The organism is Variovorax paradoxus, assembly GCF_009498455.1.
GTDB classification, from domain to species: domain Bacteria; phylum Pseudomonadota; class Gammaproteobacteria; order Burkholderiales; family Burkholderiaceae_C; genus Variovorax; species Variovorax paradoxus_H.
Map to the genome: position 1 here is coordinate 4,127,679 of NZ_CP045644.1, position 25,840 is coordinate 4,153,518.

Here is a 25,840-nt window from a genome sequence, read left to right on the forward strand (position 1 = left end):
GAACACATGACCGACACTGATACCGCTGCCCAAGCGATCCGTTCTTGGCTGGGCATCCCCTACGCCACTGCAGATCGCTTTCGCCGGCCCACTTTGCTGCCATTCAATCCGGCCCTGCCCTACGACCAGAAGGGGCCGGCCCCGCTGCAGGCCGGCGACACCAGCTGGCTGGAAGCCGACAACGGATTCAGCGAGGACTGCCTGAACCTCAACGTCTGGGCACCCGAAGACGCGGGGGAGGAACCGCTCCCCGTGATCGTCTACATCTTCGGCGGCGGCTTCGAACTTGGCGCGAACACCCAGACCACCTCGAATGCCTCGGGTCTCGCCGCGACCGGCCGTGCCATCGGGGTATCCCTGAACTATCGGCTGGGTCCGTTCGGGTGGCTCTCGCTCTCCCAATACGGGGGCGTGTTCGCGGACGCCACCAACCTCGGCTTGCAAGACATCATCGCCGCGCTCAGATGGGTGCAGGAGAACATTGCCCGCTTCGGTGGCGATCCTCAGAACGTCACCGTCACCGGCCACAGCGCCGGCGCGTACTCCACGATCGGGCTCCTTGCTGCCCCGGCCGCCGACGGCCTCTACCGGCGCCTCGCTGCATTCTCCGGCGGCGCATCCCGGATCGTTCCGGCCTGGTGGGCCGAAGAACTCGCGATCACGTTTCTGACCGAACTCGGCATCGCGGACGATCCACAACAACTGTTCGCTCTGGATGCGAAGCTCCTTGCCGAGACACTCATCAAGGTCAGCCCGCGCGATATCGGCGATAGACATGGCATCGACAACACGACGATCGGCATCGTGAACGACCATGCTCAAACCGGGGCCGTTCTCGCCGACACCCCGCTGCGCGTCCTCGAAGCCGGACGTCTCCGCGACGTCGACATCCTCTTCAGCACCGCGACAAACGAGGCGGACTGGTGGGTTATCAACGCGACCGAGAAATTCGACCCGGGCAGCATCGACAACCTCGTCGACGAGCTCGTCAAGAAGTCGCGCATCCCCCGCAGCCGTGCCCGGCGCATCGTCGCGGCGTACGACGTCAACGGACGCACTCCGGTCGAGGTGCGCGGGGCGCTCTTCACCGACTACTTTTTCACCTTACCAGCCGCACGCGCGGCACTCGCCCACGCCGCAGCAGGCGGCAACGCCCACCTGCTGACCGTAGGTCCTGTCGAAGGAGCGCACGCGGTACACGGTACGGAGATGTACGGCATCGTCGGCCAGCAACGCCCACGACAAAGCAGCGAGCAAGCCATCCGGGACACCTTTGTTCGCGACGCGCTCCTAGACTTCGCTGCGGGCAACCATGACCGGCTTTGGAGCGCCGTGACTACGGAGCCAACCGCGCACGGCGTTGGCAACCCACCATACGATCCCTCCGCGCATGCAGCCGAGGTCTTGCGCACATTCAAGGGCATCGAGCGGACCTGACCTGCATATGCGGCATGAACGGATGTGAGAGGGCGACTCGAGAAATTTTCGCCCCGCCTTTACCCATTGCATCCGAGTTCGATAGCCTACGACACGCGCCACGCTTAGTAAAACTCGAAAGGCCTATGTGACCACTAATATCCCGCTTCAGCTCGAGCGCGACGGCGCGGTGGCCACGCTGCGCTTCAACCGTCCAGCCGCGCTCAACGCCATCGACGTGCCGATGGCCAACGCCTTCCTCGCCGCCGCGCGCGAGCTGGCGGCCGACAGAAGCGTTCGCGCCGTGCTGCTGAGCGGCGCGGGCAAGGGCTTCATGGCCGGCGGCGACCTCGGCGTGCTGAGTGCCGACCCGAAGCAGGGCGCGGCCGACCTCATCGGCCCGCTGCACGAGGCGCTGACCGTGCTCGACGCCATGGACGCGCCGCTCGTCGCGCAGGTGCACGGCGTGGCGGCCGGCGCGGGCCTGAGCCTGATGCTGCAGGCCGACTTCGTGCTCGCGGCCGAAGGCACGCGCTTCAACCTGGCCTACGTGAACATCGGCACCAGCTGCGACGTCGGCGCCTCGTGGGCGCTGCCGCGCCTCGTCGGCATGCGCCGCGCGATGGAGATCGCGATGTTCGGCGACACCTACGACACCGCCGCGGCCGAACGCATGGGCCTCATCAACCGCGCGGTGCCCGCGGCCGAACTCGAAGCCGAGGCCATGGCCCTCGCGCAGCGGCTGGCGAAGGGCCCGACCGTGGCACTGGGCAACCTGCGCCGGCTGATGCGCCGCTCGCTCGATCGCGACCTCGCCAGCCAGCTCGACGCCGAGTCGGTCGCGTTCCAGACCTGCGCGGCCACCGACGATTTCCGCATCGGCCTCGATGCCTTCTTCGGCAAGAAGCCCGCGGCCTTTACCGGCTGCTGATCCCTTAAGTTTGACGGCATGCTAGTGCCGAGCCTTTCTGGTGCCTCCAGTCAGGAGGTTTGCTCCGTACTTGAACTACCACCGGCATTCGACTATTGGAGATCGGACTCGTGGATACTTGGGCGCGCTGCCACGAGCTGAGAGCGTGAAACTGACGATCACAGTGCCAGTCGAACTGAAGCGCAACTCGAGGCCTACGTTGAGGTGTACAGCCGCTTGCATGGGCCAGTCGATGCGGTGGCGCTGGTTCCGCACATGCTCTCCGCGTTCATTGCGCGGGATCGGGGTTCAAGGCCTGCCCGCAGCAGCGAATCTCGACACCGTGCCTCGAGAGAGCGTCAGTTTCCTATCGTCGAGACCGTGGCACCTTGAACTGAATGCGAAGGATCACAGGTGTGGGAAGCGACCGTAGCTCTGTTCTGACGTGTAGAGGTTTTCTGAGATAGCGGCAGGCGAACGGTATTTGGCATTGAAGCGATTTCTGAGCAGAGTTCCCGTTCTTCTGACTTTTGTCAGCGCCGAACCGCCGTCGAGAGACAGGGTGCGCAACTCGAAGCCAAAACTGCGGGCAGTCGGTGCAGGCGTTCTATGAAATAAAGCTGCCGTCCTGGTCGCGCAACTCCGATTGCAATTGCAGCCAGTCGGTCAGTTAAGCCTCGACCGGATGCTCGCGCGCGGTGGACATTGCCACGGCCGCGTGCGGTCCGCAATCACGTGAGAACGGAATGCCACAGGCCCGTATGCCCTTGGAAGTGGCCGGCTTCATCTCAGGCGTCATCACCCTTGAACCGCTTCAGCCCCTTGAAAATCAGCGGAGCAACCAGCGCAAGCAGTGCCAGCGCCAGCAGCGTGGCCGAGCCCGCATGCTTGAAGAACACCAGCCCGTCGCCCAGGCTGATCTGCAGTGCGCGCCGGAATTGGCTCTCCGCCATCGGCCCGAGGATGAGCCCGACGATCATCGGCGCCACTGGGTAGTCCCAGCAGCGCATGAGATAGCCGCAGATGCCGAATGTCACGAGCATCACCAACTCGACGGTGGATGGATTCGCAGCCAGCGTGCCCATCACAGCAAACACGAGAATGCCCGCATAGAGCCATGGCTGCGGCACCTTCAGCAGGCGCACCCACAGGCCGACGAGCGGCAGGTTCAGCACCAGCAGCATCAGGTTGCCGATGAAGAAGCTCGCGATCAGCCCCCAGACGAGATCGGCGTTGGTCACGAAGAGCAGCGGGCCCGGCACCAGCCCGTATTGCTGAAAGCCCGCAAGCATCATCGCGGCAGTGGCCGAGGTTGGAAGGCCCAGTGCCAGCAGTGGGACCAGCGTGCCCGTGGCGGCCGCGTTGTTGGCAGCCTCGGGTCCCGCCACGCCTTCGATTGCACCCTTGCCGAACTCCTCGGGCTTTACCGCCAACTTGCGCTCGAGCGTGTACGACAGCAGCGTCGGCACTTCGGCGCCGCCCGCGGGCAACGCACCGATCGGGAAACCCAAGCCAATGCCGCGCAGCCACGGCTTCCATGAGCGCTGCCAGTCTTCCTTCGTCATCCAGAGCGAACCGCGCACGGCCTCGATCTTTTCCTGCACGCCGGTGAAGCGCGAGGCGATGTAAAGCGTCTCGCCCATCGCGAACAGGCCGACGGCCAGTGTCGTGATGGACACGCCGTCCAGAAGGGCAGGGACGCCGAACGCCAGGCGCGACTGACCCGTGAGCTTGTCGATGCCGACGAGGCCGAGCACCAAGCCCAGCGCAAGGCTCGTGATCCCGCGCAACACCGAGTCACCGAAGGTGGCCGACACTGTGACAAAGGCCAGCACCATGAGCGCGAAGTAGTCCCACGGACCGAACTGCACCGCGAAGTCGACGAGCCACGGCGCGAGCACCGAGATGCCGATCGTCGCAATCAGCCCCGCGACGAAAGAGCCGATGGCCGCCGTGGACAACGCCGGACCGCCGCGCCCGGCCTTCGCCATTCGGTGCCCCTCGATGGCAGTGGCAATCGAGGCCGCCTCGCCGGGCGTGTTGAGCAGGATCGCAGTCGTCGAGCTGCCGTACATGCCGCCGAAATAGATGCCGGCAAACATGATGATGGAGCCCGTGGGATCCAGCTTGAAGGTGATGGGCAGCAGCAAGGCGACCGTCAGCGACGGGCTGATGCCGGGCAGGATGCCGACAAGCGTGCCCAGCAGCACCCCGATGCCGGCGAAGAGCAGGTTGCCGGGCTGGATGGCCACCAGCAGGCCTTGGCCCAATAGCGTGAAAACTTCCATGTGGCCCCTTCAGCCGAGAAACAGGCGCTCGAGCGGCCCAGCCGGCAACGACAGGGACAAGGCCCTGGTGAAGAAGGCAAACACGATGGCTGCGAGCAGAAAACCGATGGCGGGCGACTTGATGCGAATGGCTTGGCCGAAAGCTCGCGCGGTCGAAACAAAGAGCCAGGTCGAGCCGATGACGAATCCGCCGCCGAACTGCAGGATCAGGATCATCCCGATAAGCCCGCCGAGCACCCAGCCCAGCGCCGCGCGGTTGGTGAGCACGGCGCCGAGTTCCGACGTCTTCTTGCCGTGCAGCGCAGCGCGCATGCGCAAAGCCTTGGTGACGTGCGCAAGCCCGAGCACGACCAGCAGCAGCGCAACGATGCGCATCGCGGCCGTCGGCCCGACGCCGACCGCCTGCGCAGGCGCGATCAGCGTCACGTCGTAGCCGATGACCGCGGCCAGCCCGAACAGCACGGCGCCGACCGTGGCCGTCGCGTGCCAGCCCGGACCGTTGGTTTCCGAATCGCTCATTTCACGAGGCCGATGGAGCTCAGCACTTCCTTCACGCGTTGCTGATCGGACTTGAGGAACGCGGCGAAGGCGTCGGCGTCCAGATAGGCGTCGTCCCAGCCGCGGGCCTTCGAAATCTTGGCCCATTCGGGCGACTTGAGCGCCTTGTTGACGGCTGCCACCAATGCGGCCTTCTGCGGTTCGCTGATCGCAGGACCTGCAACGACGCCGCGCCAGTTCACGAGTTCGACATCGATGCCTTGCTCCTTGAGCGTGGGCACGTCGACGCCTTCGATCCGCTTGGCCGTCGACACGCCGAGCGCGCGCAGCTTGCCGGCCTTGATCTGGCTCTCGAACTCGTTGTAGCCGGACACGCCCGCGGTCACGCGGCCGCCCAGCATTTCGGCCAGTGCTTCGCCGCCGCCTGAGAAGGGCACATAGTTCAGTTTTGCCGCGTCGCCGGCCTGCTTGGCGATGAGGCCGGCCAGAATGTGGTCCGCACCGCCGGCCGAGCCGCCGGCCCAGACGACCTTGGACGTGTCCGCCTTCACGGCCGCGGCAAGATCCTTCAGCGTTTTGTGCGGCGAGTTCGCAGGTACGACCACCACCAGCGGGTCGCCGGTCATGCGGGCGATCGGCGTGACGGCATCCAGGCCGACCGGCGCCTTGTTGGTGAGCACGGCGCCCACCATCGTGATGCCCATCACCATCAACTGGTTGCCATCGCCCTTTGCGTTGTTCACGAACTGAGCCAGGCCGACCGTGCCGCCCGCGCCCGGCACGTTGACGACCTGCACGTTCTTTGCCGCGCCCGTGGCGGTGAGCACCTGCTGCAGCGAGCGCGAGGCGCTGTCCCAGCCGCCGCCCGGGCCTGCGGGCGCAATGATCTTGAGGTCGAGGGACGCCTGCGCCACGGCGGGCGCTGCCGCAAGGCCGAACAGCATGGCCACGGAGGCGGCGAGTAGGGCGCGGCGATTCGATGTGGACGAGAGTTTCATGAAGGTCTCCTGTAGATTTGGTAAAGGGCTATTCCGCGACGATCCTTGCGCTGTCGACGATGCGCGCGTACTTGACCGATTCGGTCTTGATGAAGTCGCGGAACTGGGCTTGCGAGAGCGGCATGGGCTCGCCGCCTTGCTCGCGCAATCGCTTGATCAACTCGGGGTCGCGCAGGGCGGCGGTCACTGCCTCGTTGAGCTTTGCCTGCACGGCGGGCGGCGTTTTCGCAGGCGCGAAAAGACCGAACCAGTTGTCCAGGTCGTATGAGGCCGTGAGCGTGAACTCGGCGATTGCCGGAATGTCCGGCGCAAAGCCCGCGCGCCTGGCCGACGTCACCGCCAGTGCTTTGACCCGGCCGCCCTTGATGAAGGGGGTCGCCCCGGCCAGGCTCACGAAGGTGATGTCGACATTGCCCGACGCCACGTCGACCAGCTGGTTCGACGCGCCCTTGTACGGCACGTGCTGCATCTGGATGCCGGCCAGCGATTGGAGCAGTTCGCCGTTCAGATGCTGCGGGTTGCCGACGCCGCTCGTGGCATAGGTCACCTTGCCCGGGTTCTTCTTTGCGTACGCCACGAGCTCGGGCAGATCCTTTGCCGGGAACGATGGATTCGCGACCAGTACATTCGGCACCCGCGTGACGGCAGTGATCGGCGCCAGGTCTTTCTCAGGCGAATACTGCATCTTTGCCTTGTAGACCAGCGGATTGATGGCGGTCTCGCCGGCCGAACCCAGCAGCAGCGTGTAGCCGTCGGGCGCGGCCTTTGCCACGAAGGCTGCGCCGAGCATGCCGCTGGCGCCGGGCCTGTTGTCCACGACCACCGATTGTTTGAGCGACACGCGCAGCTTCTCTGCCAGCAGGCGCGCCATCGCGTCGACGCCGCCGCCGGCAGAGAAGGGAACCACGATGGTGACGGGCCGCGTGGGGTAGTCCTGCGCAAGCGCGGACAGCGGGAGGACGGCGAAGGCCGCGGTGGCGCACAGCAGCGCCCGGCGTTGAATCGAATGCATCTGGGTTCCTTGGTGTCGAAGAGGTGCTGCGCGCTGGTGGCGGTTCATGCGGAGAAGACCATGCAGACCGGGCTGCCTGATCTGGCCGACGCGCCAGTGGGCGCGAGCGTTCCGGCCACGGGATCGACGGCCAGCGTCACGATGGAGTCGCTGTCCTCGTTGAGCGCGAACATGAAGCGGCCGTCCGGCGTGAGCGTGAAGAACCGCGGCGTCCTGCCCTGGGTGGGCGCGGCTTCGATGAACGTCAACGCACCGGTGGCGGCATCGATGCGGAACACGGCGATGCTGTCGCAGCCGCGGTTGGAGGCATACAGGAAGCGTCCCTGCGCGTCGATCTGAAGTTCGGAAGCGCGGCTGTTGCCGGTGAAGCTCTGCGGCAGCGCCGACACGATCTGGAACGGCGTGAGCGCCCCGGTCTCGGGTGCGACGTGGTAGGCCGTCACCGTCGAGTCGAGTTCGTTGACCACGTAGGTGAACGGCGCATCGGGGTGGAACGACAGGTGGCGCGGCCCCGCCGTTTCGCGCGTTGCCGCAAACGGCACCAGTGCCGGCGTCAGTCGGCCTTCCTCGAAGCGGAAGCTGAACACCCGGTCCAGCCCCTTGTCCGGCACGAAGACGAAACGGCCGGTCGGGTCGAAGGGATTGAAGTGCGGCTTTGCCTGCTTCTGCTCCACCCGGTGCGGCCCCACCGGGCCTTCCAGCGTCAGGAGTTGCGTCAGTTCACCCAAGGCGCCATCGGCGTTCACGGGCAGCACTGCCAGGCTGGCGCCAATGTGGTTGGACACCAGCATGAAGCGGCCGGTCGGGTCCAGTGCCAGGTGCACCGGGTTCTTGCCCTGCGTGCTTTGGCGGTTGATGAAGCTCAGGAGGCCGGTGCTCCGGTCGACCCTGAAGGCGCTGACTTCGCTCTCGTCGCCATGCACGGTGTAGAGGAACTCGCCCGTGGCGTTCAGCGCAAGAAAGGAAGGGTTGACGAGGTCTCCAGCGATGTCGACCAGCTCCAGCGTTCCATGCGCGGCGTCGACCTTGAAGATGCTGATGCCGTCGCCCCGCGCATTGCGCTCCCGGGTGGTTCGGCTGCCGACGTAGGCGTACATGGAGGTTCTCTGGGAGGAAGAAGGAAGGCTGCGGGTTTGCACTGAATTGCATTTTATAAACAATAAATGCAAAATTGGCTCATGGAAAACACTGAGACGTCCTGCATGCGGCTTGTCGTGGCCGGGCAGGAGTACCTCGCCGTCGATCTGCCGGCGCTGTGCAAAGACAAGCGGAATCGCCTTCCTGTCGTCCTGCGGCTGTTGATGGAAAACGTCGCACGCAACATGCAAGGCGCCGAGAAGGAAGCCGCGCTGGCGGCGCTTCTTGCGTGGACCGACACGGGCAGCAGCGAGGCGGAGATCGCCTTTCAGCCGGGGCGCGTGCTCATGCACGACACCACGAGCACGCCTGCGCTGGTGGACCTTGCCGCCATGCGCAGCACGCTGGCCGAAGCCGGCGTGGACCCGTCCGTGCTGAACGCGAGCCTGCCGGTGGACGTGTCGGTGGACCACTCGCTGGCTGTCGAGGCCTTCGCGCGCAAGGACGCGCCCGAACTCAACATGGCCTTCGAGATCCGGCGCAATGCCGAGCGCTATTCCTTCCTGCGCTGGGCCTCGAAGGTGCTGCGGGGCGTGCGCATCCACCCGCCCGGCACAGGCATCATGCACACCATCAACCTGGAGCAGCTGGCGACCGTGGTCGCGGTGGAGGAGGGCGATGGCGCACGCTGGCTGGTGCCCGACATGATGATTGGCACCGACAGCCACACGCCCATGGTCAACGGCATCGGTGTGCTGGGCTGGGGCGTGGGCGGGCTGGAGGCGCAGACCGTGATGTTCGGCATGCCGACGATGCTGCGCATTCCCGACGTGGTTGGCGTGCGGCTCACCGGCGCCTTGCGCCCCGGCGTGCTGGCGACGGATCTGGCGCTGACCGTGACGCAGCGCCTGCGGGCCATCGGCGTGTCTGGCGAGTTCGTCGAGTTCTTCGGTCCCGGCGTTTCGATGCTCACTGCCGGCGAGCGCAGCGTGGTGGCCAACATGGCGCCGGAGTACGGTGCGACCACGGGCTTCTTTCCGGTCGATGGACACACGCTCGACTACCTGCGGCAAACGGGGCGGACCGCGGCCCACATCGAACGCGTCGAAACGTACAGCCGCGCGGCAGGCCTTTGGTTCGATCCCGCGGCGGAACCGACGTACACGCGAGCCATCCACATCGAGCTCGACGCGATCGACATGCACATCGCGGGTCCGCGCCGTCCGCAGGATCTGCTGGGCTTCGGTGACAGCGCATCGGCCCTGGCCTCGCTCGGCTTCCAGCCCAAGACCGCCGACGCGCAGATGCCGCGCTACCCGGTGGCCATCGCGGCCATCACGAGTTGCACCAACACCTCGGACCCGCGCCTGTTGATCGCGGCCGGCCTGGTCGCCCGCAAGGCCAGGGCACTCGGCCTGAAGGCGCCGGCCTGGGTCAAGACCTCGCTCGGCCCGGGGTCAGCCGCCGCGGCGGCCTACTTGGCGCGTGCCGGCCTCACCGAGGACCTGTCGGCCGTCGGCTTCAACATCGTCGGCTACGGCTGCACGACATGCATCGGCAACTCCGGTCCACTGCCGCAGGCCATTCAGAAGGCGGTGGCCAGGGGGGCGGTCCATCCTGTCGCCGTGCTCTCGGGCAACCGGAATTTTCCGGGGCGTGTGCATCCCGATCTCGACCTTGGCTTCCTGATGTCGCCGCCCCTCGTTATTGCCTTTGCGCTTGCAGGCGACGCGGAGCGCGACCTGCGCGTGGATCCAGTGCAGGTGACTGCCAGCGGCAAAAAAATCTACCTGCGAGATCTGTGGCCTTCGCGCGAGGAGATCGATGCCGCGCTGATGCAGTCGCAGGACCCATCGGACTATCCGCGTGCCTTTGCGATGGCCACCGCCAATCCGCTCTGGCATGAACTCGCCGCACCCGACGCCGAGCTGTACCCCTGGAACCCGGCATCGACCGCGCTGCGCCGCCCGCCGTTCGCCGACCTGTCGGAAGGCAGCATGCTTGGCCGCTACAGCGCGTTCCCACTGCTCGTGGTGGAGGACGACATCACGACCGACCACATCTCGCCGGCCAGCGCGATTCCCAAGGACAGCCTGGTCGCCGACTTCCTCGTGGCGAGCGGCGACGACCGCGACGACCTGAACGTCTTCGCCTCGCGCCGCGGCAACTGGGAGGTGATGGTGCGTGCCGCCTTCCACAGCAAGACGCTGAAGAACTTGCTGGCGCCCGGCGCCCCCGTGGCCCATACGCTGCACGTGCCCAGCGGCGAGGTGGTGCCGCTCTGGGAGGCCGCGCAGCGCTACCGGGCATCGGGCGACTCGGTCGTGCTGGTGGCTGGCGAGCGCTACGGCACGGGCTCGTCGCGCGACTGGGCCGCCAAGGGACAGCGTTTGCTGGGCATCCGCGCGGTGCTGGCCAACAGCTTCGAGCGCATCCACCGCTCGAACCTCATCGGCATGGGTGTGCTGCCGCTGCGCATGCCCGCGGGCATGACGCCGGCCACGCTCGACTTGCAGCCCGGCGACCGCATCGAGATCGACGCACAGCCGGAAGGCATCCATCCGCGCGGGGCGATCGGCGTCGCGCTGCATCGGCTCGACGGCCGTGCGGAGCATTTCAATGCCGTAGTGGCGGTCGAGACGCAACTGGAAGTCGATTTGCTCCGGGCCGGAGGCGTCATCCCGTCGACCCTGCGCAAGATGATGGAGAAGCATGGCACCGCCGCAGACAGGGCCATCTGAGCCCGCCGGATTCGCGGGAAAATCCGGCCCCATGCGGACCGATCAATCCATTCCCTCGCAGATCCTCGATCTGATCCAGGCCGACGCCATGCCGGCGGGCACCCATCTGCCCGCGCAGCTCCTGGCCGACCGCCTCCGGGTGTCGCGCTCGCCGGTCAACGAAGCCCTTTCGCTTCTTGCCGAAAAGGGCGTGCTCATGCGACAGCCGAACCGCGGCTACTTCCTGGTGAAGCCGATCGAGAACGAGGCGAGGGCGCTGGCAGGCAAGCTGGGCCTCGAAGAGTCCGACGTGGTGACGGATGTCTACTTCCGCATCGCCGACGACCGGCTGAGGGGGCTCCTTCCCGACGAGTTTTCTGAAGCGCTCCTCAAGCAACGCTACGGCCTGACACCGGTGCAGTTGAACGGCGTGCTCGGGCGCATCGCCAACGAAGGCTGGGCCGAGAAGAAGCCGGGCTACGGTTGGGTGTTCTCGTCGATGCTGACCACGGCCGACAGCCTGCTGCAGTCGTATCGCCTGCGCCTTGCGCTGGAACCTGCCGCTCTGCTGGAGCCGAACTACCACCTGCCGCCCCAGGTGATCGCGCGCTGCCGCGCGGCGGAAAAGCACCTGCTCGAAGGCGGCATCGAAACAGACACCGCCGATCATCTGCACGACCGTGGCGTGCGGTTCCATGAATCGCTGGTCGAGGGCTCGGGCAACGCGTTCTTCATCGACACCATTCGCCGCGTCAATCGCGTGCGCCGGCTGCTGTCGTACCGCTCGATGCAGGACCGCAGCCGATACAAGGAGCATTGCCAGCAGCATCTGCACCTGCTCGATCTGCTCGAGCGCGGCCGCAACGACGAGGCGTCGAAGGCCATGCACCAGCACCTTTCCAGCACGCTGCGCAATCTCGCCAAGATCAGCAGCATCCTCAAGACCTAGCTCCATGACCATCGATTCCGCCATCGTCCGGGCGTTCGCTCCCACCGGTGCATTGCGCGCTTCCATCAACCTGGGGAACCCGATCCTCGCCCATGCGGACAAGGCAACTGGCGCGCCCGCCGGCGTCTCGGTGGACCTGGCACGCGCCTTCGCCGAGCGCCTTGGCGTCGCGCTGGAACTGGTGGTCTTCGATGCTGCGGGAAAGTCGGTCGACGCGGTGGCCAACGAGCAGGCCGACATCGGCTTCTTTGCGATCGATCCTGTGCGCGGCGCGCAGATCGCGTTCACCGAAGCGTATGTGCTGATCGAGGGCAGCTATCTCGTTCGAGAGGATTCGCCCTTGCAGCACAACGACGAGGTCGACCGCTCAGGGACCATGGTGGCGGTTGGCAAGGGAAGCGCCTACGACCTCTACCTGACGCGCGAACTCAAGCATGCGCAAATCGTGCGGGCGCCGACTTCGCCCACCGTCGTGCAGACCTTCCTTGAACAGAACCTGGACGTGGCTGCTGGCGTGAAGCAGCAACTTGAAGCAGACAGCCGCACCCACGCAGGGCTTCGTCTGTTGTCAGGCCGCTTCATGGTGATCCGCCAAGCCGTGGGAACACCCAAGTCGCGGGGCATGAATGCTGCGAAGACACTGTGCAATTTCGTCGACGAGATGAAGACCACCGGCTTTGTCGCTCGTGCATTGGAGAAGCATGGCGTCCAAGGAGCATCGGTTGCGCTGGACAGGGCTTCCGACTAGAAAGCTCGCACGCTCTTCAGGAGGCATCCATCATGCATCCCAGATCCATTGCGGTGAATTCAGTACGTGGGCCGTCCCTTGGGCACTACTTACAGTCGTTTGGAAAACGAAGATGAAATTCGCAAAAACTGCTTCAGAGTGGCTCGAAGGCACGGCCTGGATAAGCAATTTAACACCGATAGCACGCGACAGAGTGCTCGCGGATTGCTACGAGCACGTCTATAAAAACAAAGAGTATGTCGTCAGATTGAAGGATCCAAGCCTGACGTGGATCGGCGTAATCGACGGCCTCCTGAAGGTTTCAAGCGTTACCAACGAAGGTAGGACGGTGATCTTCACTGCAGTGCCTGCAGGTTCGTGGGTCGGCGAAGGTTCGGTGATCAAAAGAGAGCCTCGCCGTTACGAGCTGATCGCCATTCGCGAAACACGGGTACTTCACATGCCGAGGTCCACTTTTATGTGGCTACTGGAGACAAGTTACGATTTCTGCCGCCACATTATTGATCACTTAAACGAGCGAACAGGCCAGTTCATTGCGATGATTGAGTCGAGCCGGATCTCTGATCCGACGGCAAAGGTGGCAGCAGCCATTTGCAATCTCTACAACCCGGTGCTCTACCCGATGAAGGGAGCGCTGTTGAACATTTCTCAAGCTGAGCTCGGCGAGATCGCCGGTTGTTCAAGGGCCACCATAAACACAGTTTTGCAGCGATTGAAGAGGGCAGGCTTGGTACACCCTGAATACGGTGGCATCTTGGTCCTGAATGTTGAAGAACTGCGCGACCTAGCCTTTCGTGAGCCTTCGAAAAAAGGAGGGGATGGATCTTGTTCCGGGTAAACACCACAACGGAATGTAGACCGGTAGACATTTGTGAACCGATGCTGTCATGAGAATCGAGGTCCGCTAGCTGGCGGCGGGCCCCGGGGGCCAGGATTAGTTCATATCTTATGCAGGAGACATCATGAAATTGACACGCATAGCGCTTTCCGCAGTTGGTGGGTCGATCGCATCGCTCTTAGTGGCTTGCGGCGGCGGCGGCGACCGCGGCCTTTACGCTCTAGTGTCGCCCTCCGCCACGCCTCCAGCGCAGCCGCCTGCTCCCGCCCCCTCGACAGCATCAGCCAAGTGTGATCAAAAAGGATTGCAGGAAGCTCTCGTTGGCGTTGAAGGAGATATCTCGATTGAGGGCGCCTCCATCTCCACGGCAGCTCCAGGGAGCACTGCTCTGCTACCCGAGTTTTGTCGAGTTGTAGGGGTAGCCAAGCCCACTGCCGACTCCCACATAAACTTCGAGGTTTGGGTTCCGACGTCCACGTGGAACCGCAAATACCTATCGAGCTCCGAGGGAGGCTTTGCGGGAGCTCTCACCTACGCGTCGATGGCTTCACACCTGAAGCGCGGCTACGCGACTGCAGGGACCGACACAGGTCACAGTGCGAGGGAGGCGTATTGGATGGTCGATCATCCTGAACGTGTCACCGACTATGGCTATCGCGGCAAACACCTCCAGACCGTCGCTGCGAAAGCAGTTGCGAAGGCGATCTACGGCCAGGCGCCAGACTACTCCTATTTTGCGGGTTGCTCCAACGGCGGCCGCCAGGGCCGCATGGAGTTGCAGCGCTATCCCGATGACTACGATGGCTACGTCATCGGTGCACCTGCCAACAACTGGACGGGACAGACAACGTACTGGATGTGGATGAATCAGGCCTTCGCCGACCCAGCAAGTGCTATCCCTGACGAGAAGCTGCCTGCCATCGACGCTGCCACGCAGGCGCAATGTGATGCACTCGACGGAGTGACGGATGGTGTGATTACCAACCCAAAGGCCTGCAAATTCGATGTAGATGCACTCGCCTGCGCGCCTGGGCAGGACGACAACTCCTGTCTTACCACACCTCAGGTTACTGCCTTGAAGAAGATCTACGAAGGTCCGCGCGACTCTTCCGGGAATCAACTCTTCCCGCCTGTCGAGCCAGGCGCAGAGGCAGCCAAGTATGGGTGGTCGCCGCTAGTCAACTTCGCCGGATTTGTTACGAACCCCGCTGGCGCGCGTTCTAGCTTGGGAACTCGCACTGTCGGTGGCATGCTCTACAACAAGAAAGACTACGACCCGCTGCAGTTCAATTTCGATACCGACCCGCTGATCCTGACCAACGCCCTAGGAGAGAAGCTGAACGCAGTCAATCCCGACTTGCGGGTTCAAAAGGCAAAAGGGATCAAGGTCCTCGAATACCACGGGTGGAACGATCCGGCGCTCTCTCCAGGCGAGACTATCAAGTACTACAACCAAGTGGTGTCGGTGATCGGTGGCCTTGCACAGACCCAGGAATTTTATCGACTCTACATGGTGCCAGGAATGGCGCATTGCGGTTCGGGGCCGGGTCCAAATTCGTTCGGGGCCGATCAGTACGATCCGTCGGCCACTCCGAAAGAGGACATGATTCAAGCTCTTGAACAGTGGGTGGAGAAAGGAGTCGCTCCCGGCTCCTTGATAGCTACGAAATTTTTGAATGACGACCCCGCCCAGGCTGTAGTCAGTCGACGGCCGCTGTGCGTGTTTCCACAGGAGCAAACCTACATAGGGGGAGATCCGAGCGTGCCTGAGAGCTTTGCCTGCCAGTAGCAGTGCTGGGCTAGTATTTTGTCGATCCAAGGCCTCGGATGAGCTGCAACGCGAGGCAGGCTTCCATCAAGGGGGAGGCTGTAGCCTGGTCTTGTTGCGTCGTCATGCTCACGTGATCTCCGAGTGCGGTCTCGGAATGGACGACGGCGGGTCTGGGAACGGCTCTGTGCTGGCCCATGCTCGCCTTCGTTCCCGGCGGACAAGCAGCGTCACCAGCGAATGATCGAACTTCGCCACCTTCGCTATTTTGTCGCCGCGGCGGAGGAACTGAACTTCCGTCGCGCTGCCGAGCGTGTCCACATTGACCAGACGCCACTTTCCAGAACCGTCCGCGACCTCGAGGACAAGCTGGGCGTTAGGCTCTTCATCCGGGCGCCTCGCAGGCTGCAACTGACCCCGGCCGGCGCGAAGTTGCTAGAACATGCGCGCCGGTTGCTTCTGAACTTGGAGCGAACCAAACGCGTTGTGCGTGCCACGGACGCTCGCTGCCGTGAGCCGCTTCGCCTCGGTGTGGACGAGAGCACGGCGCAACCGAAGCTGGCGGACTGTCTCTCGCGCTGGTGCGCCGTCGCTCCCGAGATTCCAGTCGACCTCACGGAGTTGCGTGCCGCGGAGCTACTTGGCGCGTTGCGGGCTGAGGAGGTGGATGCCGTCCTTTCCTTTGGGCTGGTGGAGGACGAGGACATTGCCCAGGTGCCTGCCTGGACGAGTCCCATCGTGGCGATCGTTCCGTTGGCACACGAACTCGCCAGGCGGGAAGCCGTGTCCCTCGACGAGCTCTATGCTTTTCCGGTCATCTACGTGGATGCGACCTGTCACCCTGGACTGTGCCGGCAGATGGGGGCCATACTGCAAGAGCGTTCGCTGTCGCCAACGATCGTTGGCCGGGCGTATACCCTTGCCGGCTGCCTGACACGCGTGGCTGCAGGGCTGGGCGTGGCGGTGGCCGATGCGGACCAGATGCAGGCGGTCCGCCGGCCCAACGTGGTGGTCCTCCCGTTGACGGAGAAGCTCCACTTCACCACCTATGTATTGCACAAGCGCCGATCCAGTGTCTCGGCCGAGGTGCTGAAGAGATTCCTTGCCCACGTCACCACTTCGTATTGATCGTTACCGTGGTGGACTTTGACGCGAACCATGTCGCGCCATCGGCGTTGGACAGCCAGGATTCTGACTGAGATGCTCTGACCGGGACGGTCTGGAGCTTCCGCCTTCTGGCGATCTGCCACCTACGCCAGCCTGCGCCGCGCCACGCCTCCATGGGTACCCCGCACGGTGGCTTGATTCCAGACTTGCGCCTGCGTGCCGCGGTGGCGCGCGAGTTGGAACGCAAGTGCTTTGGAGGTGGCTCATGCCGACGTCAGCGACCGGCATCCTGTTCGGACAGATCATTGCGGTGCTGGGCGTCGCGCTCGGCGGCCTGTGGACAGCGACGCAGTGGACGGCGCATGCGCTGGGCTACCAGCTGCGGCTCGGCGTGGCATGGTTCGACATCGCGGGCGTTCCGGTCTACCCGCCGTGGAAGCTGTTCGAGTGGTGGTACTTCTACGATGCCTATGCCCCGCGGATCTTCGAGCGTGCCGGGACGATGGCCGCGTCGAGCGGTATGGCTGCCACGACGGCGGCGATCGCGATGGCGGTGTGGCGTGCGCGCCTGGCGAGGCAGGTCACGACCTATGGCTCTGCCCGGTGGGCCGGCATTGAGGAAGTCGCCGAGGCTGGGTTGACGAAGCCCGCGGGCCTCTTCCTCGGCCGGCTCGGGCCGAGGGATGGACGCTACCTGCGCCATAACGGCCCCGAGCATGTGATGGCCTTCGCGCCCACACGTTCAGGCAAGGGGGTTGGCCTCGTGGTGCCCACGCTGCTCTCCTGGCCCGGCTCGGCCGTGATCCACGATATCAAGGGCGAGAACTGGAATCTCACGGCGGGCTGGCGCGCGCGCTTCTCGCACTGTCTGCTGTTCAACCCGACTGACGTGCGCTCGGCTGCCTACAACCCGCTGCTCGAAGTGCGCCGCGGCGCCCACGAGGTGCGCGACGTGCAGAACATCGCCGACATCCTGGTCGACCCCGAAGGCGCGCTCGAGCGACGCAACCACTGGGAGAAGACCAGCCATGCGCTGCTGGTCGGCGCGATCCTCCACGTGCTGTACGCCGGCGAAGACAAGACGCTGCGCGGCGTGGCCAACTTCCTGTCCGATCCGGCATGTTCCTTCGAGGTCACGCTGCACCGGATGATGACGACGCGGCACCTGGGCCAGGACATCCATCCTGTCGTTGCCTCGGCCGCACGCGAGGTGCTCAACAAGAGCGACAACGAGCGCTCCGGGGTGCTGTCCACTGCGATGAGCTTCCTTGGCTTGTACCGCGACCCGACGGTGGCCGAAGTCACGTCGCGCTGCGACTGGCGTATCGCCGACCTGATCTCGGCCGAACACCCGGTGTCGCTGTATCTCGTGGTGCCGCCCTCGGACATCAGCCGCACCAAGCCGCTGATCCGGCTGATCCTCAATCAGATCGGCCGGCGCCTGACCGAATCGCTGGACGGTTCGGATGGCATCGCGCGACTCCACAAGCTGCTGTTGATGCTCGATGAGTTTCCGGCACTGGGCCGGCTGGACTTTTTTGAGTCGGCGCTGGCGTTCATGGCCGGGTACGAGCTTCGCGCCTTCCTGATCGCGCAGTCTCTCAATCAGGTCGACAAGGCCTATGGCCCGAATCACTCGATCCTCGACAACTGCCATGTGCGCATCGCGTTCGCCACCAACGACGAGCGCACGGCCAAGCGCATCTCGGAAGCGCTGGGGACGGCCACCGAGCTGCGCGCGCAGCGCAACTACGCGGGACACCGGCTCGCGCCGTGGCTGGGCCATCTGATGGTCTCGCGCCAGGAGACGGCGCGGCCGCTGCTCACGCCGGGTGAGGTGATGCAGCTGCCGCCCGATGACGCCGTGGTGATGGTCTCGGGCCATCCGCCGATCAAGGCCAGGAAGCTGCGCTACTACCAGGACCGCAACTTCACGCGGCGCGTGCTGGCACCACCGGCGCTGGCTACGGGCTTTTACACCGATCGTCCCGCGACACGGCCCGACGACTGGAGCGGACTGGCGCCGCTGACCGCGTCCGAGGCTTTGTCATCAGCCGATGCGGGTGGCTCTGTCGACGAGGGCGGCCACCAACTCAAGCCCGAACTGGAGATCCTGCGCGACTCGCCGGTATCGCCGAACGACGACAGTCTGCTGGTGCTTGATGACGAGGACGATGTGCCCCTGCGTCCGCGCGACGTGGACCGTCAGCTCACGCGTACCGCGCGCCTCGCGGCGCTCGACCCCGATGACGGGATCGCGCTATGAGCCGGACCCGCCTGAATATCTTCATCGAGCCAGAGCACGCCAAACGGCTGGATCGGCTGGCGGTGCACAAGGGTGTGTCGAAGTCGGCCGTGATTGCGGCTGCGCTCGCTTCGTTCCTGTCGCCAGATAGCGGCGACCAGCGCGAGGCGGCGATTGCCAAGCGCCTGGACCGGCTCTCGCGCCAGTTCGAGCGGCTCGAGCGCGATCAGAACATCCTGATCGAAACGGTGGCGCTCTATGTCCGCTACTTCCTCACCGTCTCGATCCCGGTGCCCGAAGGCCAGCAGGAAGCCGCCCGCGCGCAGGGGCGGGCCCGCTTCGCCCAGTTCATCGAGCAACTCGGGCGGCACCTGCAGCGCGGGCGCAGCCTGGTGCGAGAGGTCCACGAGGAGATCGAGACGGAGGCAGCGCCAATGCATGCAGGGCAGGTTGAACCGGAGGAGGCCGCTGATGGTCCAGCCGTCTGATCATTCTTCCGGATCATCGCCAGGCGCCGCGGACAGCGCCGTGGCCCGGCGCATCCGCATGCTGCGGACGGCCATGGGGCCGGAGATCGCGGCGGCCCTCGCGGATCCCGAGGTCGTGGAGGTGCTGCTCAACCCCGATGGCTCGCTGTGGGTGGACCGGCTCGGCAGCGGCCGCGCGCCGACCGGCGTGGCGCTGCCGCCGCCCATGGCCGAACGCATCATCCGCCTCGTCGCCGCGCACGTGCGCGCCGAGGTGCATGCCGGCATGCCGATCCTCTCGGCCGAGCTGCCCGAGACCGGCGAGCGATTCCTGGGCGTGCTGCCGCCGGTGGTGCGCGCCCCGTCGTTTGCGATCCGCAAGCGGGCGTTGCGCATCATGAATCTTGTGCAGTACGTGGCCGATGGGATCTTGACCGAGGACCAGGCCGCGTTCCTGCGGCAGGCCGTGCGCGAGCGCCTGAACATCGTCGTGGCCGGCGGCACCAGCACGGGCAAGACGACCCTGGCGAACGCGCTGCTCGACGAGATCGCCGAGACGCGCGACCGGGTGCTGATCCTCGAGGACACGGTCGAACTGCAATGCCGGTCCGACGACCACGTGAGCCTACGCACCGAACCGGGCGTGACCACCATGGCCGATCTGGTGCGCGCCACCCTGCGGCTGCGGCCCGACCGCATCGTGGTCGGCGAGGTGCGCGGCGCCGAGGCGCTGGACCTGCTCAAGGCCTGGGGCACCGGGCACCCAGGTGGCATTGCCACCGTGCACGCCGGCTCCGCGCTCGGCGCGCTCACGCGGCTGGAGCAACTGGTGCAGGAAGTCTCGGTGACCGTGCCGCGCGCCCTGATCGCCGAAGCGGTCCACGTCATCGTCTTCATCGCCGGGCGCGGCCACGCCCGGCGGGTGCGCGAGATCGCGCGCGTCGTCGGTCACGACAGCGAGGGCTACCAGCTCGATACCTCAGCGGTGCCTGGTTTCCCGTTGCTCTCTTCATCTCGTCCTGCCCCTTCAACCCCGTCGTCTTCTGGAGAACCGTCATGACGATTTCACGCAGTTCCGCAAAACCGCTGCTGCACGCGGCCGTTGCGGCAGCGCTCTTGCTGGCTGTCGCGCTGCCCGCGAAGGCGGCCGGTTCCAACATGCCCTGGGAGGCGCCGCTGCAGTCGATCCTCGATTCCATCCAGGGGCCCGTGGCCAAGATCGTGGCAGTGATCATCATCATCGTGACCGGCCTGACGCTGGCCTTCGGCGACACCAGTGGCGGCTTTCGCCGACTGATCCAGATCGTGTTCGGCCTGTCGATCGCGTTTGCCGCCTCCAGCTTCTTCCTGACCTTCTTCAGCTTCTCGGGCGGGGCGGTACTGGGATGATTCACGCTCACCCCCAGTCTCCCCGCACTTCGTGTCGGTCCGCCAACCCCCGACCGGGGGCAACACCAGCGGCCCGGCAAAGCCGGTTCCGCGGTGTTCCGCGGACTGGCTGGCTGTCGCTTGTCCCGGAGCCGCTCCAATGAACACGCAAGCCGCTTCTTCGCCTGGCTTCGAGATTCCGCTGCACCGGTCCCTCACCGAGCCGATCCTGCTGGGCGGCGCGCCGCGCACCGTGGCGATCGCCAACGGCACGCTGGCCGCCGCGGTCGGTCTCGGACTTCAGCTCTGGCTGCCCGGCATCGCGCTCTGGATCGTCGGCCACGCGCTGGCCGTCTGGGGTGCGCGCCTGGACCCGCAGTTCATGCAGGTCTTCGCGCGGCACATCAAGCAGCGACCGCTGCTGGATGTGTGATGTGGAGAGGGGAGACGTCATGCTGAATCTCGCCGAATACCGCAAACGCCCGGCGCTGCTGGCCGACTGGCTGCCCTGGGCCGGGCTGGTCGCCCCTGGGGTCGTCCTCAACAAGGACGGATCGTTCCAGCGCACGGCGCGGTTTCGTGGGCCGGACCTGGACAGCGCCACGCAGGGCGAACTCGTCGCGACCTCCGCACGGCTGAACAACGCGCTGCGCCGGCTCGGCTCGGGCTGGGCGCTGTTTGTGGAGGCCGAGCGGCGCGAGGCGGCCGGCTATCCCGAGTCGTCGTTCCCCGAGGCGCTGTCCTGGCTGGTCGACGAGGAGCGCCGCGCGGCGTTCGAGGAGGACGCCAGCCACTTCGAGAGCCGCTATCACCTGACCTTGCTGTACCTGCCGCCCGAGGAGTCGAAGGCGCGCGCCGCGGGGCTGCTCTATGAGCGCGCTGGGACAGACGTCCAGGATGGATCGGGTGCGTCGGACGGGTCGGACTGGAAGGGGCGGCTGGAAGCCTTCGTTGCCGAGACCGAGCGTTTCCTCGGCCTGCTCGAAGGCGTGATGCCGGAGATCGAATGGCTCGACGATGCGCAGACCTTGACCCACCTGCACGGCTGCGTCTCCACGCGCCGGCATGCGGTCGCTGCGCCCGAGGTGCCGATGCACCTCGACGCGCTGCTGGCCGACGAGCCGCTGACGGGCGGCCTTGCGCCGATGCTCGGCCGCCTTCACTTGCGCGTGCTGTCGATTCGGGGCTTTCCGACCTCGACCTGGCCGGGGCTGCTGGACGACCTGAACCGCCTGGGCTTTGCCTATCGCTGGAGCACGCGCTTCCTGTGCCTGGACAAGGCCGAGGCCGAGAGGGAACTGGTGCGCTTGCGCCGACAGTGGTTCGCCAAGCGCAAGAACATCGTGGCGCTGCTGCGCGAGACCATCTTCCAGCAGGAGAGCGCGCTGGTCGACTCGGACGCCTCGAACAAGGCGGCGGATGCCGATGCGGCGCTCCAGGAACTCGGCAGCGACCAGGTGGCCTTCGGGTATGTGACCGCCACCGTGACGGTGCTCGACGCCGATGCGGCGGCGGCCGACGAGAAGTTGCGCGCAGTCGAGCGGACCATCCAGGGCCGGGGCTTCGTCACGATCCCCGAGACCCTCAACGCGGTCGAGGCCTGGCTGTCGTCGATCCCGGGCCATGCCTACGCGAACGTGCGTCAGCCCATCGTCTCGACCTTGAACCTCGCGCACATGATGCCGGTGTCGGCCGTGTGGGCGGGCCCCGAGCGCAACGCGCATCTCGATGGCCCGCCGCTGATCGTGACGCGCACCGACGGTGCCACGCCGTTCCGGCTGGTCACGCACATTGGCGACGTGGGGCACACGCTCGTGGTCGGGCCCACCGGCATGGGCAAGTCGGTGCTGCTCGCCACACTGGCGCTGCAGTTCCGCCGCTATCCCGGCTCGCGCATCCTGGCCTTCGACATGGGGCGCTCGTTGCGCGCCACGATCCTGGGGCTGGGCGGCGAGCACTACGACCTCGGTACGGATGGCGAGATCGCCTTCCAGCCGCTGGCGCGCATCGACCAGGATGGATACCGCACCTGGGCGGCGGAGTGGGTGGAAGGGCGGCTTCGACAGGAGGCCCTGGAGTTCGGGCCGGCCGAGCGGGAGATGGTGTGGTCGGCGCTGGCCAGCCTCGCCACCGCGCCGCCCGAGCAGCGCACGATGACGGGCCTGGCGGTGCTGCTGCAGTCGAATGCCCTGCGCCAGGCGCTGGCGCCCTATGTGCTGGGTGGTGCGCACGGTCGGCTGCTGGACGCGGACCGGGACCGGCTGGGGGCGTCCTCCATCCAGTGTTTCGAGACGGAGGAGCTGATGCACAGCAAGGCGGCGGTGCTGTCCGTGCTCGGCTATCTGTTCGCGCGCTTCGACGAGCGCTTCGACGGCGCGCCGACGCTGCTGATCCTTGACGAGGCCTGGCTGTTCCTCGACGACCCGGTGTTCGCCGCGCGCATCCGCCAGTGGCTCAAGACGCTGCGCAAGAAGAACGTCTCGGTGATCTTCGCAACGCAGAGCCTGGCCGACATCCAGAACTCCAGCATCGCGCCGGCCATTGTCGAGAGCTGCGCGAGCCGGATCTTCCTGCCGAACCCGCAGGCCACGGAGCCGCAGATCCGGGTGATCTACGAGGGCTTCGGGCTCAACCGCCGGCAGATCGAGATCGTCGCCACGGCGCAGCCCAAGCGCGACTACTACTACCAGTCGCGCCTGGGCAACCGGGTCTTCGAGCTCGGGCTCGGACCGGTGGCGCTGGCGTTTGCCGGCGCGGCTTCGCCCGAGGACCAGCGCGAGATCGACCGCGTGCAGGCCTTGGTCGAGGCGTCGCCGTTCGCGCGGATGCCTTCGGTCTTCGCGGCGGCCTGGCTACGCCATCGCGGTCTCGGCTGGGCCGCCGACCTCATTCCGTCGTTTCCATCTGCATTCCCACCTCTTTCCTCAACCCCGCAGGAGCCAATGCCATGAACCTCCCGTCTTCCTTCAAACCCCGGATCGCCGCGCTGGTCGCGGTCAGTGCGATCGCTTTCGGTGTCGCCCCGCCAGCGCATGCCATCTTCGGCGTCGGCGACACCGTGTTCGATGCGTCCAACTTCATCCAGAACATGCTGACGGCGGCCCGCGCGCTGGAGCAGATCAACAACCAGGTCGAGCAGCTGCAGAACGAGGCGCAGATGCTGCGCAACCAGGCGAGGAATCTCCAGGGCCTGGACTTCAGCGCACTGTCCGAACTCAAGTCGACGCTGGCGGCGACCAATCAGCTGATCCAGCAGGCGCAGGGGCTGGCCTTCAACGTCTCGCGCATGGAGGCCGAGTTCAAGCGGCTGTACCCCGAGTCGTTTTCGGTGGCGATGTCCGGCGCGCAGATGGCCGGCGATGCGCGGCAGCGCTGGCGCAATTCGCTGGAGGCCCTGCGTACCGCGACGCAGGTGCAGTCGCAGGCGATGCAGAACTTCGCCTCCGACGAACGCGCGCTCACCGATCTCGTGAACCGCAGCCAGTCGGCCACGGGCGCCCTGCAGGCGATGCAGGCGACGAACCAGCTGCTGGCGCTGCAGTCGCGCCAGGCGATCCAGGCGCAGCAGCTGCAGATCACGCAGGACCGCGCCGCGGCGCTGGAGCAGGCGCGGCAGGTGGCGGTGCAGGAGCGTGCGCGCGAGGTGCGCCGGCGCTTCATGGGCAGCGGCACGCCGTACACGCCCTACAGCGTGAATTTCTATGGCAGCTGAGGGGACGTCCATGAAGAACCTGCTCCTCATCACGACGGCCGTCGCCGTCCTGGTGCTCGCGGGATGCGGCAAGTCCGAGCCGACCCAGCCCGTGATCGAGTCCGTTGAGTCGCTGGTCGCGAATCCCGAGCGGCTGAAGGAACTGCGCGCGCAGTGCAAGGCCGACCATGTCCGGATGGGCGATGCGCAATGCCAGGCGGTGGCCGAGGCCACGCGCCAGCGCTTCATGAGCGGTGGCCCCTCGCCGTACGCGAACGATCCGGTCCCGCCGCCGGCCGCACCGGCTTCGCCGCCGGCCAGTGCGGACGCCAAGGACTGACGCGATGGACGATGTCGCGGTCATCGATCGCTTCCTCGACGTCTTCTCCCGCTACATCGATTCGGGCTTCGGGCTGTTGCATGGCGAGGTGGCGTTCCTCACGGCCACGCTGGTCGTGATCGACATGACGCTCGCCGGGCTGTTTTGGGCCATGAGTCATGCGAGTGGGCAGGGCGACGATGTGATCGCGCGGCTGATCCGCAAGGTGCTCTACGTGGGGGCGTTCGCTTTCATCATCGGCCACTTCAACCAGCTGGCCGGGGTTCTGTTCCGCTCGTTCGCGGGGCTCGGCCTGGTGGCGTCGGGCTCCGGCCTGACGCAGGCGCAGTTCCTGCAGCCCGGCCGGCTCGCGCAGGTCGGCATCGAGGCGGGCCGGCCGATCATGGAACAGATCGGCGAGATGACGGGCTTTCCCGAAACCTTTGCCCACCTGGACACCATCGCCGTGCTGTTCCTGGCCTGGCTGGTGCTGATCGCGAGCTTCTTCGTGCTCGCGGTGCAGCTCTTCGTCACCTTGATCGAGTTCAAGCTGACGACCTTGGCGGGCTTCGTGCTCGTGCCCTTCGCACTGTGGAACAAGACCGCATTCCTGGCCGAGAAGGTGCTGGGCAATGTGGTGTCCTCGGGCATCAAGGTGCTGGTGCTGGCCGTGATCGTGGGCATCGGCACTGGCCTGTTCGCAGAGTTCCGCACGCCGCCCGGGGCCGAGCCGTCCATCGACCATGCGCTGACGATCATGCTGGCGGCGCTCGCGATGCTGGGCCTGGGAATCTTCGGGCCGGGAATCGCGACCGGACTGGTGTCGGGCGCGCCGCAGCTCGGTGCCGGCGCGGCGGCGGGCACGGCCCTGGGTGCGGCGGGCCTGGCCGTCGCTGGTGGCGCGGCCGTAGCAAGCACGGGTTCCGCCGTGGCCGCGGGGGCGCGCATGGCACCCGGCGCAGCGCGTGCGGCCATCGGTGGCGGCGCGGCCACCGCGCGTTCGGCCAGCGGCCTGGCGAGCGGCGCGAAGTCGGCCTACCAAACGGGCGCCGCAGCATCCAGCGCTGGTGGCGTCCGCGCGGCCGGCGCCGGCCTTGCCCATCTCGCGAAAACCGGTGCCGGCGCCGTCGGCCAGCGCGTCGCGTCCGGTGCCAAGGCGGTCAAGGACCGCGTGGCGAACTTCGTGGCCGATGCCGCGGCGCCTGCGACGACGGGGAATGCGGCATCTGCCGGTGCGGGCGAGGCCGGCGGATCACCTCCCGAACCGGCATGGGCCCGGCAGATGCGTCGCAAGCAGCAGCTGAGCCATGCGGCCTCGACGACGGCGCACGTGCTGCGCTCGGGGGACCACGGCGGCAGCGGCTCGGGCCCGAGCCTGCGCGACGAGTCCAACGCCTGATTCGGTTTCTTTTGAGGAGAAC

General features: G+C 65.9%; 23 protein-coding genes. 18 read left to right on the forward strand and 5 right to left on the reverse strand.

Annotation, left to right across the window (positions count from 1 at the left end):
* The first annotated feature begins 6 nt into the window (after window positions 1-6).
* The 3 genes from GFK26_RS19120 (at window position 7) to GFK26_RS34320 (ending at window position 2,719) form a co-directional block, all read left to right on the forward strand.
* Window positions 7-1,437, forward strand: coding sequence for a carboxylesterase family protein (locus tag GFK26_RS19120; protein WP_153283358.1), 1,431 nt, complete (start codon window positions 7-9; stop codon window positions 1,435-1,437).
* Window positions 1,438-1,564: 127 nt separating this feature from the next.
* Entirely contained in the window at window positions 1,565-2,347 is a 783-nt protein-coding gene (locus tag GFK26_RS19125) for an enoyl-CoA hydratase/isomerase family protein (RefSeq protein WP_153283359.1), read from the forward strand.
* A 204-nt stretch (window positions 2,348-2,551) separates the two neighbouring features.
* Window positions 2,552-2,719, forward strand: coding sequence for a hypothetical protein (locus GFK26_RS34320; RefSeq protein ID WP_416222500.1), 168 nt, complete (start codon window positions 2,552-2,554; stop codon window positions 2,717-2,719).
* A 395-nt stretch (window positions 2,720-3,114) separates the two neighbouring features.
* Here the strand turns inward: GFK26_RS34320 and GFK26_RS19135 are convergent, their stop codons facing one another.
* From GFK26_RS19135 to GFK26_RS19155, 5 genes are read right to left on the reverse strand one after another with little or no spacing between them, the layout of a single operon-like run.
* Window positions 3,115-4,614: a tripartite tricarboxylate transporter permease gene (locus GFK26_RS19135; protein WP_153283360.1), complete on the reverse strand. Its 1,500-nt coding sequence runs from the start codon at window positions 4,612-4,614 to the stop codon at window positions 3,115-3,117.
* A gap of 9 nt (window positions 4,615-4,623) precedes the next feature.
* Window positions 4,624-5,133: a tripartite tricarboxylate transporter TctB family protein gene (locus GFK26_RS19140; protein ID WP_153283361.1), complete on the reverse strand. Its 510-nt coding sequence runs from the start codon at window positions 5,131-5,133 to the stop codon at window positions 4,624-4,626.
* A complete protein-coding gene (locus tag GFK26_RS19145; RefSeq protein WP_153283362.1) occupies window positions 5,130-6,110 on the reverse strand; it encodes a Bug family tripartite tricarboxylate transporter substrate binding protein in 981 nt (326 codons plus the stop codon). The genes GFK26_RS19140 and GFK26_RS19145 overlap by 4 nt, the downstream gene beginning before the upstream one ends.
* A 28-nt stretch (window positions 6,111-6,138) precedes the next feature.
* Window positions 6,139-7,122 carry a Bug family tripartite tricarboxylate transporter substrate binding protein gene (locus GFK26_RS19150; protein WP_153283363.1) on the reverse strand — a complete coding sequence of 328 codons (984 nt, stop codon included), beginning with the start codon at window positions 7,120-7,122 and terminating at the stop codon, window positions 6,139-6,141.
* Between the two features lie 44 nt (window positions 7,123-7,166).
* Window positions 7,167-8,219, reverse strand: a complete 1,053-nt coding sequence (locus GFK26_RS19155) for a lactonase family protein (protein WP_153283364.1) — start codon at window positions 8,217-8,219, stop codon at window positions 7,167-7,169.
* Between the two features lie 81 nt (window positions 8,220-8,300).
* Between GFK26_RS19155 and acnA the strand changes: the two genes are divergently transcribed.
* The 15 genes from acnA to trbL all read left to right on the forward strand — a co-directional run bounded on the left by acnA (window position 8,301) and on the right by trbL (window position 25,818).
* Entirely contained in the window at window positions 8,301-10,940 is a 2,640-nt protein-coding gene (gene acnA / locus GFK26_RS19160; protein ID WP_153283365.1) for an aconitate hydratase AcnA, read from the forward strand.
* A 31-nt stretch (window positions 10,941-10,971) separates the two neighbouring features.
* Window positions 10,972-11,868 (forward strand): GntR family transcriptional regulator, encoded by an 897-nt coding sequence (locus GFK26_RS19165; RefSeq protein ID WP_153286016.1) that lies wholly within the window; start codon window positions 10,972-10,974, stop codon window positions 11,866-11,868.
* A 4-nt stretch (window positions 11,869-11,872) separates the two neighbouring features.
* Complete coding sequence (locus GFK26_RS19170; protein WP_153283366.1) at window positions 11,873-12,616, forward strand: ABC transporter substrate-binding protein; 744 nt, start codon at window positions 11,873-11,875, stop codon at window positions 12,614-12,616.
* A gap of 112 nt (window positions 12,617-12,728) precedes the next feature.
* Window positions 12,729-13,454 (forward strand): Crp/Fnr family transcriptional regulator, encoded by a 726-nt coding sequence (locus GFK26_RS19175; RefSeq protein ID WP_194273908.1) that lies wholly within the window; start codon window positions 12,729-12,731, stop codon window positions 13,452-13,454.
* Window positions 13,455-13,578: 124 nt separating this feature from the next.
* The gene (locus GFK26_RS19180; RefSeq protein WP_153283368.1) at window positions 13,579-15,243 is read left to right on the forward strand and encodes a tannase/feruloyl esterase family alpha/beta hydrolase; all 1,665 of its coding nucleotides are present in this window, start codon (window positions 13,579-13,581) and stop codon (window positions 15,241-15,243) included.
* A 219-nt stretch (window positions 15,244-15,462) separates the two neighbouring features.
* Window positions 15,463-16,350 (forward strand): LysR family transcriptional regulator, encoded by an 888-nt coding sequence (locus tag GFK26_RS19185; protein WP_153283369.1) that lies wholly within the window; start codon window positions 15,463-15,465, stop codon window positions 16,348-16,350.
* A gap of 244 nt (window positions 16,351-16,594) precedes the next feature.
* Window positions 16,595-18,595: a conjugal transfer protein TraG gene (locus tag GFK26_RS19190; RefSeq protein ID WP_153283370.1), complete on the forward strand. Its 2,001-nt coding sequence runs from the start codon at window positions 16,595-16,597 to the stop codon at window positions 18,593-18,595.
* Entirely contained in the window at window positions 18,592-19,062 is a 471-nt protein-coding gene (locus tag GFK26_RS19195) for a CopG family transcriptional regulator (RefSeq protein ID WP_153283371.1), read from the forward strand. Before GFK26_RS19190 ends, GFK26_RS19195 begins: the two co-directional genes overlap by 4 nt.
* Entirely contained in the window at window positions 19,046-20,101 is a 1,056-nt protein-coding gene (trbB, locus tag GFK26_RS19200) for a P-type conjugative transfer ATPase TrbB (protein WP_153283372.1), read from the forward strand. The genes GFK26_RS19195 and trbB overlap by 17 nt, the downstream gene beginning before the upstream one ends.
* A complete protein-coding gene (locus GFK26_RS19205) occupies window positions 20,098-20,430 on the forward strand; it encodes a TrbC/VirB2 family protein (RefSeq protein ID WP_130422622.1) in 333 nt (110 codons plus the stop codon). The genes trbB and GFK26_RS19205 overlap by 4 nt, the downstream gene beginning before the upstream one ends.
* Before the next feature lie 139 nt (window positions 20,431-20,569).
* On the forward strand, window positions 20,570-20,842 hold the full coding sequence (locus GFK26_RS19210) for a VirB3 family type IV secretion system protein (RefSeq protein WP_153283373.1): 273 nt from the start codon (window positions 20,570-20,572) through the stop codon (window positions 20,840-20,842).
* Window positions 20,843-20,861: 19 nt separating this feature from the next.
* A complete protein-coding gene (gene trbE, locus GFK26_RS19215) occupies window positions 20,862-23,360 on the forward strand; it encodes a conjugal transfer protein TrbE (RefSeq protein ID WP_153283374.1) in 2,499 nt (832 codons plus the stop codon).
* A complete protein-coding gene (gene trbJ, locus GFK26_RS19220; RefSeq protein WP_153283375.1) occupies window positions 23,357-24,121 on the forward strand; it encodes a P-type conjugative transfer protein TrbJ in 765 nt (254 codons plus the stop codon). Before trbE ends, trbJ begins: the two co-directional genes overlap by 4 nt.
* A 10-nt stretch (window positions 24,122-24,131) precedes the next feature.
* Window positions 24,132-24,440 carry an EexN family lipoprotein gene (locus tag GFK26_RS19225; protein WP_153283376.1) on the forward strand — a complete coding sequence of 103 codons (309 nt, stop codon included), beginning with the start codon at window positions 24,132-24,134 and terminating at the stop codon, window positions 24,438-24,440.
* A gap of 4 nt (window positions 24,441-24,444) precedes the next feature.
* Window positions 24,445-25,818 (forward strand): P-type conjugative transfer protein TrbL, encoded by a 1,374-nt coding sequence (trbL, locus tag GFK26_RS19230; RefSeq protein ID WP_153283377.1) that lies wholly within the window; start codon window positions 24,445-24,447, stop codon window positions 25,816-25,818.
* Window positions 25,819-25,840 lie beyond the last annotated feature (22 nt).